Source organism: Haladaptatus sp. CMAA 1909, assembly GCF_043952005.1.
In the GTDB taxonomy this organism is placed as follows: Archaea; Halobacteriota; Halobacteria; order Halobacteriales; family Haladaptataceae; genus Haladaptatus.
Window position 1 is genome coordinate 267,548 of record NZ_JBIOAV010000003.1, and the last position, 17,407, is coordinate 284,954.

The following is a 17,407-nucleotide window of genomic DNA, read 5'->3' on the forward strand; positions in this document are numbered from 1 at the left end:
CACGAACGGCGGAAGCCGAGTATCGCGTCCGAATCTCCACGAACGGTAGAATATCCGTAACGATGTGCTCTCGTCGGTGGTAAGGCCGGATTTTAAGACGCTCGAACGGGAAACCCCGACCGTGAAGCGAACCATCAGTACCGACGATGCACCGGAAGCGGTCGGCGCGTACAGTCAGGCGACGACTGCCGGAAACATCCTCTTCACGGCGGGGCAGTTGCCGTTGACGACCGACGGGGAGTTGCTCGACGACGAATCGGTCGCCGAACAGACGCGACAGTGCCTCGAAAACGTCGAGGCGATTCTCGAATCGGAGGGGCTCTCCCTCGAACACGTCCTCAAAACGACCGTCTACTTGGACGACATCGACGACTTCGACGAGTTCAACGACGCTTACGGCGAGTTCTTCCGGAACGACCCGCCGGCACGGAGCGCGGTCGGCGTCGGTGCGGTACCGAAGGGCGCGGCGGTCGAAATCGAGGCGATTGCAACGACGGAGTGAACTACCTACCCTACCTCTCGGGCTGACGCTCTCGCACTTGAGGAGCGCTCTTTGAGGAGGGGGCCTTAGCGCCTCAATTCAGGTAACCGACGGCGCCCAGTTCACTATAATGCAGGGAGTGGATGCCCCGTCATCACCGCGCAAAGCGCGTAGGACGGGGAGGAAACTCCTGTCTTCATCATCAAAAGTCCCCCTGTCAAAAGACTCAGGTTCTCTTTATCGATTGTTTGAATTAGTGTCGGTGGGTCTAAAACGGACGCCCGTGCCGGGCGGCCGTAAACACGCCCTGAACAGCGGAACTGACATAGCACCAGCGGAAGCCCAAGACTTTAGTCGTGGGTCTAAGCGATAGGCAGAGTTGCACAACCACTTATATCGACAGCCTGTGATTCTACTGTTCGCTACTGTCAACTTCCCACCAGACGACAGCTCTTCCCCCTACTTTGAGCCGATCCACGGATTCTTCGTCATGCAGTTTTTGGAGACGTTCATACACTGCTTGGCGACCAACTGGCAGTTCATCCGCTATCATTTGTGCTGTTAGCACTGGAGACTCTGCAATACATAACACATCCAGTAAATCCTCATCCGTCACTCGTGCCTGAAATTCACCGCCATTATCTCGCTCTCGGTCGTTTGCAGTCATACTCTTCCGTATTCTATAGGTAAGGTTAATGCTTCGCATTCTTAAAACCATACCTTTAATACTTCCTACCACGTAATAGATGGTGGATGCGGCGCACCAACACTGTCGATGTCAGACCACGCTCCCACAAAGAGCGCCTGCTCTTGCTCGAAGTGCTGGATGCGTCCTCTGCCTGCTTTAACGAAGTCAACTACGAACGTCGCCAAGCGTTCATCAACAAAGCCAACCAAAGTGACCACCGAGTACCAGTAATCGAACTTAAAACCGCTGTTAAAAGCACAGTCACGCAAGAAAAATACCGACAGAAATACATCCAACAACTCGGATCAGCTGCTCCACAACAACTCGTACAGAAAAACTGGAGCGCATGGAAAAGCTACTTCGATGTGCTTTCCAAATACCGTGACCCCGACAACAACAAAGTCACGGAGAAACCGAGTATCCCCGGGTACTGGAAAGAAGACCGGAAACGGAAACTGCATACGGTCGTTCGAAACGACCAGTACACTCTCGAATTCGGTAATCGAAGCCGACTCGAAATCCCTATTGGAAGTAATCTTAAAGAAAAATACGGTCTTGGCTACCATGACCGCTTGCGACTAGAAGTATCAGGTCGGCCTCATTGGGAAGGGAAGCAGGGTCGTCTCGAACTCGTGTATGAAAGAGACGCCGAATCGTTCACCGCACATCAAACTGTCAGCGATGAAAACACGGTACTTCGCCGACGCGATATTGATTCTCCAACATCACTGGCCACCACCTCTGGCGAGGACGTGGTAGCAGCGGTGGATATCGGCGCGAACAACCTCGCCGCTATCACGACAACCGAAGGCGATCAACTGATTTTCCATGGCCGACAACTCTTTGAACGATTTCACGCGCTCACAAGAACCATAGCTACCGCAAAATCAAAACTTGCACACGGTGATTGGTCTAGTCGTCGGATTACGGAATTGTATAGTCAGCGTGGTGAACAGCGTGACCACGCTCAAGATGCGTTGGTTCGACAGCTCGCTGAGTGGCTTCACGAGAGAAACGTCACGGAGCTTGTTGCCAGGAAATTGGACGATGTGTGTAAGAAACACTGGTCTGCGACAGTGAACGAGAAAACGCATTTGTTCTGGGCGCATGGTCGGTTCCGTCGCCGCCTTCATGAAGTGTTGGAGGGCGAATACGGTATCAAAGTCCGTGAAGAGAGTGAAGCCGGAACGTCTTCGATGTGTCCTGTCTGTGAAACCGGAGATGTGCATCGAAGCGGGGATCATTTTCAGTGCATGGAGTGCAAATTTGAGGGGCATTCGGATGTGGTTGGAAGTGTGAATTTCCTTCGTGGGCAGGTGGATAGTGCGATAAGTTGGCCGATGGCTCGGCCTGCGGACTCCCGAGAGAACACGACGGAGAGCGGACACCAGACGGTGTCGTGCCTTGAGTGGGATGATCACTGCTGGCGACAGCAGGATCGTTCGACCAAAGAGGAACCCGCAAACCAGAGTACTCACGGTGTGAGGAAAGTTGCCTCCGGGGTTTCAGACTAGCCGAATCACCCACGAGAGGAATCCCACGACTTCAGTCGTGGGAGGATGTCAAGCCCACCGAATCAGGACGCTCCCTACTGCCAACCCCAGAACGCCGACGAAAAGCAGCGCTTTTCCGACCAGCGCGGCGGTGACGGTTGCCAAATCGGACGGCCAAACCATGAGGACCGCACCGGAGAAACTGACGAAGAGGCCGACCAACGAAGCGACCGTCAACCGGTCCTGCGGGAGCATGCCCCACGAAATGGCGACGGTCGCGATGGGGGTCAGGCTCATATTAACCCGGAGAGCACGCTGGTCGTGAGGCCCTGTCCGACGAACCAGACGCCGTTTCCGATGGCGATCCAAAAGACGCCGCCGCCACAGATGGCGACGACGTCCATACCCGTTCGTGGGTACCACCGCTCGGTCACCACACCCACGTAGCTCAGTAGGATTGCTCCCCCTATGTAGTAGCGAAACGCCGAGAGTAACAGCGGCGGGAAGGAGCGAAGACCCACCTCTACGGCGGCCAGACTTAGCCCCCACAAGAGGGCGACTGCACAGAAGGCGACCACGTTTCGGTATCGAACCATCGAGTAGCAGGTGGTGGGAGAGAAATTGGCGGAGTGGCTACGGACGGATTCTCAGAACAGGCCCGAGATGTTGCCGTCGCCGTCGATGTCCATGTCGGCGGCGGCGGGATCGCTCGGCAGTCCCGGCAACGTCAACACGTCGCCCGTGAGCGCCACGAGAAAGCCGGCACCGGCCGACGGATAGATTTCGCGCACTTCGAGTTCCCACCCTTCCGGAGCGCCTTTCTGGGTCGCATCGTCGCTCAGCGAGTGGAACGTTTTGGAGAGGCAGACGGGGTACTCCTCGAAGCCGAGGTCTTCCATCCGTTCGATGTCGTCCTCCGCGCCGCCGGTGTACTTGACGCCGTCCGCGCCGTACACCTCGGTGGCGACCGTGTGGATCTTCTCCTTGATGGAATCCTCGTCGTCGTACAGCGGCGCGAACTCCTCTTCGTCGTTCGATTCAACCTCTTCGACGACGTGTTCGGCGAGGTCGATACCGCCCTCGCTCCCGTTTTCGAAGACTGTGGACTCGGCGGCTTTGATGCCGAGATCGTCCCGGCAGTGGTCGAGAACCGAGTCGACTTCCTCGTCCGAGTCTTCGGGGAACCGGTTGACCGCTACGACGACTGGAACGCCGTATTTCTGGAGATTCGAGACGTGTTTATCGAGGTTTTCGAATCCGGATTCGACGGCGTCGACGCCGGCCGCGTCGATTTCGTCGAAGTCCGCCGGCCACATATCCAACCCGTGATACTTGAGCGCGCGGACCGATGCGACGAGGACGACCGCGTTCGGCGTCATGTCGCCCAGCCGGCAGACGATGTCCATGAACTTCTCCGCGCCGAGGTCCGAGCCGAAACCGGCCTCGGTGACGAGGTAGTCGCCCATTCCGAACGCGGCTTTGTCGGCGATGAGCGAGTTCGTTCCGTGGGCGATGTTCGCGAACGGTCCGCCGTGGACGAACGCCGGTGTCCCCTCGATGGTTTGGACGATGTTCGGCTTTATCGCGTCCCGAAGGAGCATCGTGACTGCACCGGTCGCTTCGATGTCGTCGACCGTTATCGGGTCGCCGTCCTCGCTGTACGCGATGACGATGCGAGCGACGCGTTCCTTGAGGTCGGCGAGGTCGGAGGCCAAACAGAGGACGGCCATCAGTTCGGACGCCGCGGTGAGGAGGAATCCGTCCTCCCGCGGCGTCCCGCCCGTCTTTCCGCCGAGACCGATTACCGTCTCCCGAAGCACTCGGTCGTTCATGTCGAGTGCGCGGGGCCACGCGACGTCGTTGACGTCGATTTCCAGCCCGTTGCCCTGTGAAATCTTGGCGTCGAGCATCGCGGCGATGAGGTTGTGTGCCGACGTGAGCGCGTGTAGGTCCCCGGTGAAGTGGAGGTTTATGTCCTCCATCGGGAGGACCTGCGAGCGACCACCGCCCGCCGCGCCGCCCTTGACGCCGAACACCGGCCCGAGCGACGGTTCGCGAATGGCGATCATCGCGTCCTCGCCGATGTGATTGAGCGTCTGGCCCAAGCCGACGGTCGTGACGGTCTTTCCTTCGCCCTTGGGAGTGGGCGTCATCCCCGTTACGAGTACGAGGTTTCCTTCTTTGTCCTCGGCTTGCTCCCGCAGTCTATCGATGGCGTGGTGTTTGACTTTCGCGGTGTATTCGCCAAAGTACTGGAGGTCGTCGAGCCCCAGCCCCCATGGCTCGACCAACTCCCAAATCGGTTCCATGTCGGTCGATTGTGCGATCTCGTAATCCGTGGGGATCGGACTGTGACTATCGTCCGGTGATGACATCTCACGTCAGTATTCGCCGTATCGAGGTAAGAATATTGGCATTACTGAAACCGAGTGGATAGGATGTGTTTGAGACCGCGGGGGCGACACCCCGTCGCTCAACACGTAACGACCGTTGGAGGACGAGGTTCGACGGGTGTCCCGACGGCGACGACCGAGGATTCTACCGCCACCGACCGCTTTCGTGGCGGCGTCGATACCTTAATCACCTCGCCGCTGTGGGTATGTGTCATGGAGTATCACGACGCAGCCGACCTTCTGACGTCCCTCCGTCGTCGACGCCCCAAATTCGGAACGGAGACGACGGCGCGAATGCTTTCTCATCTCGGGAACCCACAGGACGACGTCGATTTCGTACAGATCGCCGGCTCCAACGGGAAGGGGAGCACCGCTCGTCTGCTCGAAAGCGTCCTCCGAACCGCCGGCCTCGATGTGGGACTGTTCACCTCCCCGAGCCTGAACGACTTTCGCGAACAGATCCGAGTCAACGGTCGGAACGTGCCGAAGGATCGTATCGCGGAGTACGTCCAACGTATCGATCCCTGCCTCGATAGGCTCCGGGCGGACGATGATGCGCCGACTCACTTCGAGGTCCTCACGGCGCTCGCCATCCTCCACTTCGGCGTCGAGGACGTGGACGTCGCGGTTCTCGAAGTCGGTATCGGCGGGCGCTACGACGCGACCAGCGCGGTCGACCCGGTCGCGAGCGCGGTCACGAGCGTGAGTTTAGAGCACACCGAACTGCTCGGCGACACGGTGGCCGAAATCGCACGCGACAAGGCACAGGTCGCTCCGACCGCGGCCCCGATCGTTACGGGTGCTGACGGTGCGGCGCTGGAGGCCATTCGGTCGGAAACGGACGCGATAACGGTGGGTCCCGACGATGCGGACGTCATCGCGGTCGAGAACGGAATGCGGTCCGACGTCGAGAGCGACGTCTCCATCACTGCACCCGATTGGACGTTGGAAACCAACCTTTCGCTGCTCGGCCGGTATCAAGCGACGAACGCGGGCGTGGCGGCGACTATCGCCCGACAAGTTGCCGCGGTCGACCCGTCGACGATAGCGACCGGACTTCGCAAGGCGACGTGGCCGGGACGGTTCGAAATCGTCTCCACCGATCCCATGACCGTCCTCGACGGCTCCCACAATCCGGGCGCGACCGCGAAGGTGAGCGACCTACTGGAACGCTACGACTACGACGACCTCCACGTCGTCTTCGCGGCGATGTCGGACAAGGACCACGAACGAATGGTTTCGGAACTCCCGTCGGTCGACGCTGCGTTCGTCACCCGCCCCGACGTGAGTCGCGCCGAGGATGTCGCCGTGCTGGCGGACGTATTCGACGGGCACGCCGATTCCGTTCACCCGGTGGAGTCCGTCGCGGAAGCGACGGAACGGGCGCTCGCCGAAGCGGACGAAACGGACTGCGTGCTCGTCACCGGCTCGCTGTACGCCGTCGCGGAGGCGCGGGACCGGTGGACGCGATTGCTCGTCCCGAAACGCGGCGGACGGCGGGGAAATTCGCCCGCGTTTCCCGCGGATGCGTTTCCCGAGACGCCCGCCACTGACGTCGATCACCGTACTTTCACGACCCGACTACGCCGGGATCAGGCCGCACGCGTCGAGCGTTCCATCGAGGCCGTCGGCGGCAAGTGCGTGCGTTCCGAGGCGGGTGCGCCCGAAAAGCTCGTCGCGACGATGCTCGCCGGGACGGTCACGCAGCTTCGGGAATTCACGGATATCGTCGCGACCGAGGGTCTCGGATTGGGACATCTCGCACGACAGGTCGAAGAAGCACTGGACGGCCCGAAACCGGACGCCCCGTTCGGCGGCGAGGGCACGGCCGTGATGGGCATCGTGAACGTCACCCCGGACAGTTTCCACGACGGCGGCGAGTACGAACAGGCCGACCTCGCCATCGAACACGCCGAACGGTTGGTCGCCGCCGGCGCGGATATCGTGGACGTCGGCGGCGAGAGTACGCGACCGGGTGCCGCCCCGGTTTCGGTCGGCGAGGAGATCGATAGGGTCGTCCCCGTCATTGAGTCGGTTTCGTCGCTCGACGTTCCCATCTCCGTCGACACTCGGAAGGCGGCCGTCGCGGAGGCCGCCCTCGACGCCGGGGCCGACATCGTCAACGACGTCTCGGGCCTCGCCGATCCGGAGATGCGTTTTGTCGTCGCCGACCACGACGCGTCGCTCGTCCTGATGCACAGCCTCGATACCCCCGTCGATCCCGACCGAACGAGGAGCTACGACGACGTGGTCGAGGACGTGATGGACGAACTCGCCGAACGGATCCTCCTCGCCGAACGGGCGGGTATCGACCGGGAACGGATACTCGTCGATCCGGGCTGCGGGTTCGGCAAGAACGCGGCCGAATCGTTCGAACTGGTCAACCGGCTTCCCGAGTTTCGCGCCCTGGGCTGTCCCGTGATGGTTGGTCACTCTCGAAAATCCATGTTCGATACCGTCGGCTCCCACAGCGAGGATCGACTCCCACCGACCCTCGCGGTGACGACCATGGCCGCCGAGCGGGGTGCGGACGTGGTTCGGGTCCACGACGTGGCGGAAAACGCGGCGGTCCTTCGGACGGTGACGGCGACGAACGATTCGTAGCCGACACACCTCCGTTTCTCCGTCGGACGTCGGGTGATTCGAAGTGCTCCGATACGTGAGGGCATTTAAATGGCCGGTACTATTAACACCGTCTTTTATTATCATATCTGAACTCACTCTACAACGATGCCACAGAATCACGACCATCCCAACCACCCGAGTGTCGACCAGTCGGATCGCACGGTTCCGAGAAATCTACGGCAGACCGGCGACCCCGGCATCGAGATGTTGGTTTCGACGCGCGTTCGAAAGTCCCCCTTCTTCGACAAATCGTTCAACGAGGAGGAGGCGTGGCGGTGTACCGTGTACAACCGAATCTATCACCCGCGCGGCCTCGTCGATCCCGAGGAGGGCGGCGCGATGGCCGAATACGACGCGTTGGTCAACAAGGTGACGCTCTGGGACGTCGCCGTCGAGCGCCAAATCCGCGTGAAAGGCCCGGACGCCGAGGCGTTCACCAATCACGTCATCACCCGGGACGCGACCGAAATCGATACGATGCGCGGCAAGTACGTCATCCTCTGTAACGAGGACGGCGGCATCCTGAACGACCCGGTGTTGCTACGTCCCGAGGAGGACGAGTTCTGGTTCTCCATCTCCGACTCCACGCTCATGCAGTGGTTGCAGGGCGTCAACGTCGGCAAGGACTTCGACGTCGAAATCGACGAGATCGACGTCGCACCGATGCAGATTCAAGGTCCCCTGTCCGAGGACGTGATGATCGAAGTGATCGGCGAGGAAGTCAGCGACATTCCATACTACGGCCTGATGGAGGCCGAAGTCAACGGCGCACCGGTGTTGGTGAGCCAGACCGGGTTCTCCGGCGAAAAGGGCTTCGAGATCTACGTGAAGGACGCGATGGAGAACGCCGAACGCGTCTGGGATCCGGTCCTCGATTCCGTCAAGGACCACGGCGGCATGCAGATCGCACCCGGACACCACCGGCGCATCGCGGCAGGAATCCTCTCGTGGGGACAGGACATGGACCACGAGACGTCCCCGTTCCAGGTCAACTTGGGCTATCAGGTCCCGGACGACAAGGAGGCGGACTACATCGGCAAGGAAGAACTGGAACGGCAGAAGGAGCGCATCGAGGACGGCGAGTACCCGTTCACCCACAAGATGATCGGGTTGAAGATGGCCGGCGAACCGATACGGGATTACGCGCCGGACTTCTGGCTGATCTCCGACCCGGAGACCGGCGAGGAATGTGGCTACATGACGTCACCGTGGTGGAGCCCCGATCTGGAGACGAACATCGGACTCGGCTTCGTGCCGGCCGAAAAGCTTCAGGAGGAAACGGACGCGGACCTCAACGACGAAATCTACGACGAGGACCTCGACATCGAGTTCGAGGTGCACCTCCCCGACGAGTACGCCGAGGAACCGGGCGAGTCGGTGTACGCCACCCTGGCGAGAGTGCCGTTCAAGGAATCGGTCAACCCGAGCGCCCGCGAACAGGCCAAGTTGAACGCGAAGAAGGAAGCCGAAGCGAACGACTGATCGACCCGGCCCGTTCCCTGCTGGCACTGTTCTTTCCTTTTTCTGCCCGATTTAGTGCCTTTCTCCGTAATCGAGTATGAGAATACCGGACGGCGCGTCTCTCGTCGGCCGACAGACGGGTATTCGGCCGTGCCCTCACGGTCTTGGTGACGGCACGGGGTGTTCACCCCGCTCAGTCGTAGAGTGTGTACTCGTCGGTGAGGCCGTCGATGCGGTTTCGAACGTCGGTGATTACGTCCTCGTCGTTCGGTGCGTCGACCACCTCGAAAATCAGATCGGCGACTTCGCGGCAGCCTTCCGCACCGAATCCACGGGTGGTGAGCGCAGGTGTACCGGCGCGTATCCCCGACGGGTTGAACGCAGACCGCGTTTCGCCGGGTACCGTGTTCGCGTTCAAAACGATACCGGCCCTCTCCAGCGCCGATTCGACGTCTTTGCCCGTCGTGTTCGGGTGCGACGGGCGGAGGTCGACCAGCACGAGGTGATTGTCCGTGCCGCCGGACACGAGGTGGAGGCCGTGCTCTTGGAGGCGGCTACCGAGCGCCTTCGCGTTAGCGACCGTTTGCTTCGCGTACGTCTCGAACCTGGGGTCGAGCGCCTCGCCGAACCCGACCGCCTTACCTGCGATGTTGTGCATCGCTGGGCCGCCCTGCGCGCCGGGAAATACCGCGCTATCTATCGCATCGGCGTGCTCCCGGTTGCACATGACGATACCGCCGCGGCCAGCGCGGATCGTCTTGTGGGTCGAACCGGCGACGAAGTCCGCGATGCCGACCGGCGACCGATGAACGCCCGCGGCGACGAGACCCGTTATGTGCGCGATATCCGCGAGGTGATACGCGTCGACGGTTTCTGCCGTCCGCTGAATCCGCTCGAAATCGACCTCGCGGGGGTAAGCGGAGTATCCGGAAACGATGATGTCGGGGTCGAACGTCTCCGCTTTTTCGTTCAGCAGTTCGTAATCGACGTATCCCGTTTCCGGGTCCACCTCGTACTGCTCGACGTCGTACATCTTCCCGGCGAAATTGGCGGGATGGCCGTGCGAAAGGTGGCCGCCGTGAGTGAGATCCAGCGAGAGGATCTTGTCGCCGGGGTCCAAAACGGCGAGGTACACCGCCATGTTGGCCTGTGAACCCGAGTGCGGTTGAACGTTGACGTGGTCCGCACCCCACAGTTCTTTGGCGCGGTCGATAGCCATCTGTTCGGCTCCGTCCGCGAATTCACAACCCGCATAATAGCGTTCGCCCGGATACCCTTCGGCGTAGTTGTTGGTCAGTTCGGAACTCTGGGCTTCCATGACCGCCTCCGAAACGTGGTTCTCGCTTGCGATCATCGCCAGCGTATCGTTCTGTCTGGATCGCTCGTTTTCGAGGACATCAGCCATCGCCGGGTCCGTCTCGCGGACGATTTCGTACGTCATCGATTGCATATCGATACGAACAGGGAATAATCTGGCCGTCGGCTTAAAACAACGGAAATTTGACATCCTGTGTTCCCTCCAAGGCGTGACAGGCGGAGGACTGTTCGGCGAGTCCGGTCGTAAGGAGTTAGAAGAGTGGTTCGCCCGCCGCCATCGCGTTCGACGTCAGTTCGGGAGGCTCTCGAGACGCCACGATTCGGCGTCGGCGGTCTGGTTGAACGTGTAGATGTGAACGCCGCGGATGTCGTAGGTTTCGTCGTTCGCGTACGGTGCGAGGCCATCGACGAGTTCGTCCGGCTTGAACTTCCCCCGTGAACTGACGAGTTGACGAACGAATCCGAGGATGCCGGTCGTTTTCTTGAGGAAGGCTATCGAATCGCCGACGCCGACCTTTTGGGAGATGCCGATCAACTTCTGGTACTTCATCACGCCCGGAATCCCGATTTCGACGGGGAGATCGATACCGCGGGCGCGAATCTCTTCGATCCATTCGAGGACCGCTTCGGGATCGTAACACAGTTGGGTGACGATGTACGTCGCGTACGGTTCCTTCTTCGCCATCGAATCGCTCAGTTCCTTTTCGTCGAGGAAGGCGTGACCTTCCGGATAGCCGGTGATACCGACCTCGTCGAAGGAGTACTCCGTGGCGTCGAGCGCGGAAAGAAGGTCGTGGGCCGACTCGAACTCCCCGGCCGGTTCCTCGCGGTCGCCGCCCGGGACGAAGATGTCCGTGACGCCGGCGTCGGTGAGCCGTCGTGCGATATCTTCGAGGTGGTCCCGGTCGGTGACGTACCGAGCAGCCACGTGGGGAACGACGTCGTAGCCGCGTTCGGCGACTTGTTCGGCCCGTTCGATCGTCCGCTCGATACCCAGTTGCGGTGACGTGGTGATGGCGACGGTCGCGTCGTCGGGCAGATACGATATCTCCTCGTCGAAGCTCTCGAACGGCATTAACTCGAACCGCGCGCCGGTGAGGAGGTCCTCGACGCCATCGGATTTGGTACTGTCACGCAGTCTCAAGGACATCTCTTACCGAAACATGGTGAGTCGGATACTTTTGTCTGTGGGTGGATCTGCTAACATATTTATATAGGATGCACGAACGCCGGTTCGTCCGCCAGATATCAGCGATGGAGTCCGACAATGTGCGGGACGCGTGCGTCACCGCCGCGAAAATTCGAGACGCTAGCGGCGATTCGCAATCGAGACGCGCACGTCAAATGGCGTGTCGATCCGTGAACCCCAAACTATCCCACGAACGACACGTTGTGGTTGGCGAGGACACTCGAAAGGGACGTCCAGCCCATCTCCGAAGAAGGCCGCGGGAATGACCGCGCTGGCCCGTTTCGTCTCAACCCCCTTCGAACGCTGCAAACTCAAATAGTCTCTGCTCGGACATTCCCGTCCGTGAAACGAACGCGGGCGATAGCTATATTTGTCCGCCACAGCCATTTTCGAACCGAATTTATGGACACCACTGACGACGTGCCGAACCGAGCCAACACCGTCATCGTGGGTGCTGGTATCGTCGGCTGCAACATCGCGTACCAGTTGACGAAGCTGGGCAGGGACGACGTGGTCGTCGTCGATCAAGGACCGATGCCGACGACCGGCGGGGCCTCGTCCCACGCACCCGGCATCATGTTCCAGACCACCGAGTCGAAGATCCTCACCAAGTTCGGGAACTACAGTCGGAAGCTCTACTCCTCGCTCGAAGGCCAAGACGGACGGCAGGCCTACAACGAGGTCGGCGGCATCGAAACGGCCCGGAGCGAGGAACGGATGGATTTCCTCCAACGCCGCGTCGAATCGGCGAAATCGTGGGGCATCGAGGACCCGCAACTCCTCTCGCCCGAGGAGGTGACCGAACACCTCCCGTTGGTGAACGAGGACGCGATTCTCGGGGGGTACTACTCGCCGACCGACGGGCAGGTGTCGGGCGTCATCGCCTGCGACGCGCTCGCTCGGGAGGCGATGGAACGCGGTGCCGAGTTCGTTCCGCACACCCGCACCGAGGACGTCGAGGTGGAGGACGACTCGGTGCAAGCGGTCGTCACGGAGAATGGCACCATCGAGTGTGACGAGGTCGTCATCGCGACGAACATCTGGGCTCGACAACTCGGCGAGAAACTTGGCGTCCACCTGCCGGTCGCTCCCGTCGAACACCAGTACACGATAACCGAATCGCTCGACGAAATGGGGGACGCCGCCGTCGACATCACCGACCACCCGTTGTTCGAGAACTACCGGAACGTCTCCGGCGAGAAGGCGAAGCGCCTCCTCATCGGTCCGGACCGGCCCATTCTCCGGGATCAGGACAACGCGATGTACTACCGGACGCACGGTGACGCCTACGGCATCGGTTCGTACAACCACGAGCCGATCGTTCCGAATCCGCAGGAACTGGGCGGCAACGACCCGGACGGCGAGCAGGGGTCGATCCACGAGTTCACCGACTACCACATGAACAACGCGACCCACCCGGACCGCCCGGATAAGGCTCCGCGGCAAGCGAGCAACGAGTTCATCCCCGCCACGGCGGGGAAAGACCTCGAGTTCAAGTACAACGGGATGTTCTCCGAATCGCCGAACGGCCTGCCGATAATGGGTCCCGTCCAGGAGTACGACGGACTCTGGACCGCGGCGGCCATCTGGGTCACCCACGCGGGCGGTGCCGGCAAGGCGCTCGCCGAGTGGATGGAGAACGGCGTTCCGCGTCTCTCCGACGGCCCCATCGACCTCGCGCACGCCGACGTCAACCGGTTCGACGCCCACGAGGGAAGTTGGGATTTTACCCACGACATCGGCGGCGAGGAGTACCGCATCGTCTACAACATCATGCATCCCAAGTGGGTGTGGACCGACAAACAGCGGAACATCCGCCGGACGCCGATGTACCACACCCACGAGGAATATGGCGCCGAACTGTGGGCCGAAGCGGGATGGGAAGAACCGCAGTGGTTCGAGTCGAACGCCGACCTGCTGGCCAGATACGGCGATCAAATCCCGGACCGAGAGGGCTGGGAAGCGAAGTACTGGTCGCCCATCGAAGGTGCGGAGGCGCTGCACGTCCGCAACGAGGTCGGCCTGCACGACATGACCTCGTTCAACAAGATGGAGGTCGTCGGCAGCGACGCCGGAGCGTTTGTGCAACGCCTCTGTACGAACGACATGGACATCGGCGTCGGCGACGTCAAGTACACGCTAATGTGTAACGAGGGCGGCGGGGTGCGCGCGGACATCACGGTCACACGCACGGACGAGGATCGATACCTCCTGCTCACGACCGGTCGCGAGGTCGGTAACAACCACGTGGCGTGGGTTCGGGAACAGGCACCCGAGAGCGTCGTCGTCAACGACGTCACGTCCAGTCTCGCCGCGATGGTCTGCACCGGACCGAACGCCCGCAACGTGCTCTCGAAAATCGCCACCGTCGACCTCTCGGACGACGCCTTCCCGTTCTTCACGAGCCAGCAGTTCTTCGTGAAGAACGTCCCCGTAACCGCTCTCCGAGTCTCCTACGCCGGCGAACTCGGCTGGGAACTGTACACTCCGTCCGAGTACGGTGAGACGCTCTGGAACCACGTTCTGGAGGCGGGCGCGGAGTACGACATCCGACCGTACGGAAACGGCGCGCTGAACGCTCTGCGAATCGAAAAAGGGTTCCGGCTGTGGGGGAGGGACCTCCACACCGAGCACAATCCGTACGAGGCCGGTCTCGGTTGGGCGGTCGATTTGGATACCGACTTCATCGGCAAGACGGCGGTCGAGGCGGCCGCCGAAGGCGACAACATCGATCATACGGTCGCCTGTCTCACCTTGGACGACGAGGACGCGGTGATACTGACAGACCGACCGGTTCTCGACGGCGAGACGCCGATCGGCTACGTCCACAGCGCGGAGTACGGGTACGACGCCGAAGCCTGTGTCGTCTACACGTATCTGCCGCCAGAGTACGCCGAACCCGGTACGGAAGTGGAGATTCTCTACGAAGGGGACCGGTACGCCGCGACCGTCCGCGAGGAACCGCTCGTCTCCTGACGACCGCTCTCGACGGCGAGCGGGCGACCAGTTCGTATCTTTTTTCTGTCACACTGTGGTTCGGATCAGTCCGTGTCATACTCTCTCGACTCGGTTCGTCGATTTCCCGACAGGACTGTCAGAGCGGAGTAACGGCGTTGAGGCGCTTGAATTCGCGGAGGCGAACCGTGTCACCGATGTATTTATGATCGTGACAGATACATTCGAACGTGTGCTATGAGTACGATGAATCTCCCGTCACGAGCGAGCACCGTCGTCATCGGGGCCGGTGCCGTCGGGTGTAGCGTCGCGTATCACTTGACGGACCTCGGGGCCGACGACGTGGTCGTCGTCGACCAAGGCCCGTTACCGGTTACCGGCGGGTCGTCGGTTCACGCGCCCGGCATCATGTTTCAGACCTCGCCGTCGAAGATTCAGACGAAGGCGGCTCACTACACGAGTCGCCTCTTCTCCGACATGGGGGTGTACGACGAGGTGGGTGGAATCGAGTTAGCCCGAAGCGAAGAGCGCATGGATTTCCTCCGCCGCCGCGTCGAGTGGGCGACGTCCTATGGGTTGCCGAACCCGCAGTTGCTCTCGCCCGAGGAGGTGACCGAACATCTCCCGCTGGTGAACGAGGACGAAATCCTCGGGGGATACTACTCGCCGACCGACGGCCGCGTCGACGGTATCGAAGCGCTTCAATGGTACATCGAGAACACGTCGGCGAACTTCTTCGGAAATACCGAAGTAACCGACTTGGACGTGAGCGGCGGCGAGATACGTGCGGTTATCACTGACCGCGGTCGAATCGAATGCGACCGCTGTGTCGTCGCGACGAACAACTGGGGGTATCAGACCGGACAGAAGGCGGGAATCGACCTCCCTATCGCCCCCGTCGAGCACCAGTACGTCGTGACCGAACCGATGGACGAGTTGGCCGGGGCCGGAACCTCCCTCGGCGACAACACCGCCGACCTGACGGTGCCGGGTAACCGCGACATCCAGGAGTACATGAGCGAGCGACCGAATCGCCCGGTCGGCAGGGATCAGGACCACTCCCTCTATTTCCGGACCCACGGCGACGCCGTCGGTATGGGTTCGTACAACCACGAAGCGCTGTCCGTCGACCCCGATGCGATGGGGAAGAACAGCGAGGAACGACAGGCGTCGGTCAGGGGTTTTTCCCGAACGCACTGGGAGCGACCGACACACCCCAACCGCGACAAATCCGCCAAGCAGGCGTTCGAAGAACTCCTTCCGGCGGTCGAGGACAAGGAGTACGCCGTCACGGAAAACGGGATCTTCGTCTTCACGCCGGACGGGATGCCGGCCGTCGGCGAGACGGCGCAGGTCGACGGACTCTGGACCGGACTCGCCATCTGGTGGACCCATTCCGCCGGATACGGTCACATCCTCGCCGAGTGGATGGAGAACGGCGTTCCGCGGCTTCCGTCGGGACCGGTCGACACCGGCGGCATCCACGTCCAACGGTTCGCGCCCCACGCCGGCGAGAAGGAATACTTCGTGGACCGCGGAGGAACGCAGTACGAACAGGTCTACAGCATCGTCGAACCGCGGTGGCAACCGGACGATCATCGCGGGCTCCGAACCAGTCCGTTCCACCATCAGCAGACGGAACTCGGCGCGGAGTTCTACCAGTCCAGCGGCTGGGAAACGCCGCAGTGGTACGAATACAACGCGGACCTGGTGGAGCGATACGAGGACCGAATCCCCGAGCAGGACGGCTGGCAGTCGATAAACCGCTCGAAGATAGAGGGTGCCGAACACCTCCACACGCGGGAGAACGTGTCGATGTTCGACATGACCACGTTCAGTTCGATCATGGTCAAGGGCGAGGGCAGCGGCGATTTCCTCCAGCGGGTCTGTAGCAACGATGTAGACATCGACGTAAATCAGGTCCGCTACTCGCTCCTGTTGAACGAGGGCGGCGGTATCCTCGCGGACGTCACCGTCGTCCGCCTCGACGAGAACCGGTACATGGTCACAACCGGCGGCGGAAATTCGCCGAACATCCACGGCAACTGGCTCAAAGATCGCTCCCCGGAGGCCGTCTCGGTTACCATCGAGGAGGGTGCGAAATCCACCATCGGGCTGTGGGGTCCGAAGTCGCGGCTCCTGCTCCAACGGTGTACCGACGCGGACGTCACCAGCAACGGATTCCCGTATTTCGGTTCGAAGCAGATCTACGTCGGCGAGGTGCCGGTCATCGCGCTTCGCGTCTCCTACGTGGGCGAACTCGGTTGGGAGCTGTGGGCTCCGAGCGAGTACGGACAGCGGTTGTGGGAGACGCTGTGGGAGGCGGGGCAGGACCTCGACGTGCGGCCCATGGGCGGCGGCGCATTGGAGTCGATGCGATTGGAGAAGGGATTTCGGCTCTGGGGGACCGACATCGACACCGACGCGAACCCGTTCGAGGCAGGCCTCCCGTTCGCAGTCGATATGGACACGGACTTCGTCGGGAAGGAAGCGTTGGAAGCGGCGAAAGAACGCGGTATCGACACCAGTGTCTCCCCCATTACGCTGGACGACTCGACGGATATCGTAGCGAGCGGTCGACCGGTTCTCAAGAACGGCGAACCCATCGGCTACGTGCAGGCGGGCGATTACGGGTACTCCATCGGCGAGTCCATCGCCTATTCGTACCTTCCGAGCGAGGATGCCGAGGCCGGGACCTCGGTTCGGATACAATGCGAGGGTGAACTGTACGACGCCACGGTTCGCGACGAACCGCTGTTCGATTCCGGCCGGGAGAAAATACTCCGGTAAGCCGATCCGGTAGGC

12 protein-coding genes are annotated in these 17,407 nt (G+C 61.1%); 6 read left to right on the forward strand and 6 right to left on the reverse strand.

Annotation, left to right across the window (positions count from 1 at the left end; genetic code table 11):
* Window positions 1-121 precede the first annotated feature (121 nt).
* Entirely contained in the window at window positions 122-502 is a 381-nt protein-coding gene (locus ACGYLY_RS23270; RefSeq protein ID WP_395285404.1) for a RidA family protein, read from the forward strand.
* 391 nt (window positions 503-893) lie between these two features.
* On the opposite strand, the gene ACGYLY_RS23275 is transcribed toward ACGYLY_RS23270, so the two are convergent.
* A complete protein-coding gene (locus ACGYLY_RS23275) occupies window positions 894-1,148 on the reverse strand; it encodes a response regulator of citrate/malate metabolism (RefSeq protein WP_395285156.1) in 255 nt (84 codons plus the stop codon).
* Window positions 1,149-1,234: 86 nt separating this feature from the next.
* Between ACGYLY_RS23275 and ACGYLY_RS23280 the strand changes: the two genes are divergently transcribed.
* Window positions 1,235-2,683, forward strand: coding sequence for an RNA-guided endonuclease InsQ/TnpB family protein (locus ACGYLY_RS23280; protein WP_395285157.1), 1,449 nt, complete (start codon window positions 1,235-1,237; stop codon window positions 2,681-2,683).
* Between the two features lie 48 nt (window positions 2,684-2,731).
* On the opposite strand, the gene ACGYLY_RS23285 is transcribed toward ACGYLY_RS23280, so the two are convergent.
* The 3 genes from ACGYLY_RS23285 to ACGYLY_RS23295 are packed head-to-tail and all read right to left on the reverse strand — an operon-like array spanning window position 2,732 to window position 5,037.
* Complete coding sequence (locus ACGYLY_RS23285) at window positions 2,732-2,959, reverse strand: hypothetical protein (protein ID WP_395285158.1); 228 nt, start codon at window positions 2,957-2,959, stop codon at window positions 2,732-2,734.
* Window positions 2,956-3,258 (reverse strand): EamA family transporter, encoded by a 303-nt coding sequence (locus ACGYLY_RS23290; RefSeq protein ID WP_395285159.1) that lies wholly within the window; start codon window positions 3,256-3,258, stop codon window positions 2,956-2,958. Before ACGYLY_RS23290 ends, ACGYLY_RS23285 begins: the two co-directional genes overlap by 4 nt.
* 51 nt (window positions 3,259-3,309) lie before the next feature.
* On the reverse strand, window positions 3,310-5,037 hold the full coding sequence (locus tag ACGYLY_RS23295; RefSeq protein WP_395285160.1) for a formate--tetrahydrofolate ligase: 1,728 nt from the start codon (window positions 5,035-5,037) through the stop codon (window positions 3,310-3,312).
* A gap of 231 nt (window positions 5,038-5,268) precedes the next feature.
* Here ACGYLY_RS23295 and folP point away from each other — a divergent pair, with 231 nt between their 5' ends.
* Together folP and ACGYLY_RS23305 are read left to right on the forward strand one after the other, a co-directional pair.
* Entirely contained in the window at window positions 5,269-7,659 is a 2,391-nt protein-coding gene (gene folP / locus ACGYLY_RS23300) for a dihydropteroate synthase (protein ID WP_395285161.1), read from the forward strand.
* Between the two features lie 126 nt (window positions 7,660-7,785).
* Entirely contained in the window at window positions 7,786-9,162 is a 1,377-nt protein-coding gene (locus ACGYLY_RS23305) for an aminomethyl transferase family protein (protein ID WP_395285162.1), read from the forward strand.
* A 172-nt stretch (window positions 9,163-9,334) separates the two neighbouring features.
* On the opposite strand, the gene glyA is transcribed toward ACGYLY_RS23305, so the two are convergent.
* Window positions 9,335-10,582, reverse strand: coding sequence for a serine hydroxymethyltransferase (gene glyA / locus ACGYLY_RS23310; RefSeq protein WP_395285163.1), 1,248 nt, complete (start codon window positions 10,580-10,582; stop codon window positions 9,335-9,337).
* Between the two features lie 165 nt (window positions 10,583-10,747).
* Window positions 10,748-11,608 carry a methylenetetrahydrofolate reductase gene (locus ACGYLY_RS23315; RefSeq protein ID WP_395285164.1) on the reverse strand — a complete coding sequence of 287 codons (861 nt, stop codon included), beginning with the start codon at window positions 11,606-11,608 and terminating at the stop codon, window positions 10,748-10,750.
* Window positions 11,609-12,049: 441 nt separating this feature from the next.
* Here ACGYLY_RS23315 and ACGYLY_RS23320 point away from each other — a divergent pair, with 441 nt between their 5' ends.
* Both ACGYLY_RS23320 and ACGYLY_RS23325 read left to right on the forward strand, forming a co-directional pair.
* Window positions 12,050-14,623, forward strand: coding sequence for an FAD-dependent oxidoreductase (locus ACGYLY_RS23320; protein ID WP_395285165.1), 2,574 nt, complete (start codon window positions 12,050-12,052; stop codon window positions 14,621-14,623).
* Window positions 14,624-14,839: 216 nt separating this feature from the next.
* A complete protein-coding gene (locus ACGYLY_RS23325; RefSeq protein WP_395285166.1) occupies window positions 14,840-17,392 on the forward strand; it encodes an FAD-dependent oxidoreductase in 2,553 nt (850 codons plus the stop codon).
* Window positions 17,393-17,407 lie beyond the last annotated feature (15 nt).

Bases quoted from the DNA above. Each gene is read 5' to 3' on its own strand.
- ACGYLY_RS23290 (WP_395285159.1), bottom strand. From the start codon at position 3,258: ATGGTTCGATACCGAAACGTGGTCGCCTTCTGTGCAGTCGCCCTCTTG.
- ACGYLY_RS23275 (WP_395285156.1), bottom strand. From the start codon at position 1,148: ATGACTGCAAACGACCGAGAGCGAGATAATGGCGGTGAATTTCAGGCA.
- ACGYLY_RS23285 (WP_395285158.1), bottom strand. From the start codon at position 2,959: ATGAGCCTGACCCCCATCGCGACCGTCGCCATTTCGTGGGGCATGCTC.
- ACGYLY_RS23280 (WP_395285157.1), top strand. From the start codon at position 1,235: ATGCGGCGCACCAACACTGTCGATGTCAGACCACGCTCCCACAAAGAG.
- ACGYLY_RS23295 (WP_395285160.1), bottom strand. From the start codon at position 5,037: ATGTCATCACCGGACGATAGTCACAGTCCGATCCCCACGGATTACGAG.
- folP (WP_395285161.1), top strand. From the start codon at position 5,269: ATGGAGTATCACGACGCAGCCGACCTTCTGACGTCCCTCCGTCGTCGA.
- ACGYLY_RS23305 (WP_395285162.1), top strand. From the start codon at position 7,786: ATGCCACAGAATCACGACCATCCCAACCACCCGAGTGTCGACCAGTCG.
- ACGYLY_RS23325 (WP_395285166.1), top strand. From the start codon at position 14,840: ATGAGTACGATGAATCTCCCGTCACGAGCGAGCACCGTCGTCATCGGG.
- ACGYLY_RS23315 (WP_395285164.1), bottom strand. From the start codon at position 11,608: ATGTCCTTGAGACTGCGTGACAGTACCAAATCCGATGGCGTCGAGGAC.
- glyA (WP_395285163.1), bottom strand. From the start codon at position 10,582: ATGACGTACGAAATCGTCCGCGAGACGGACCCGGCGATGGCTGATGTC.
- ACGYLY_RS23320 (WP_395285165.1), top strand. From the start codon at position 12,050: ATGGACACCACTGACGACGTGCCGAACCGAGCCAACACCGTCATCGTG.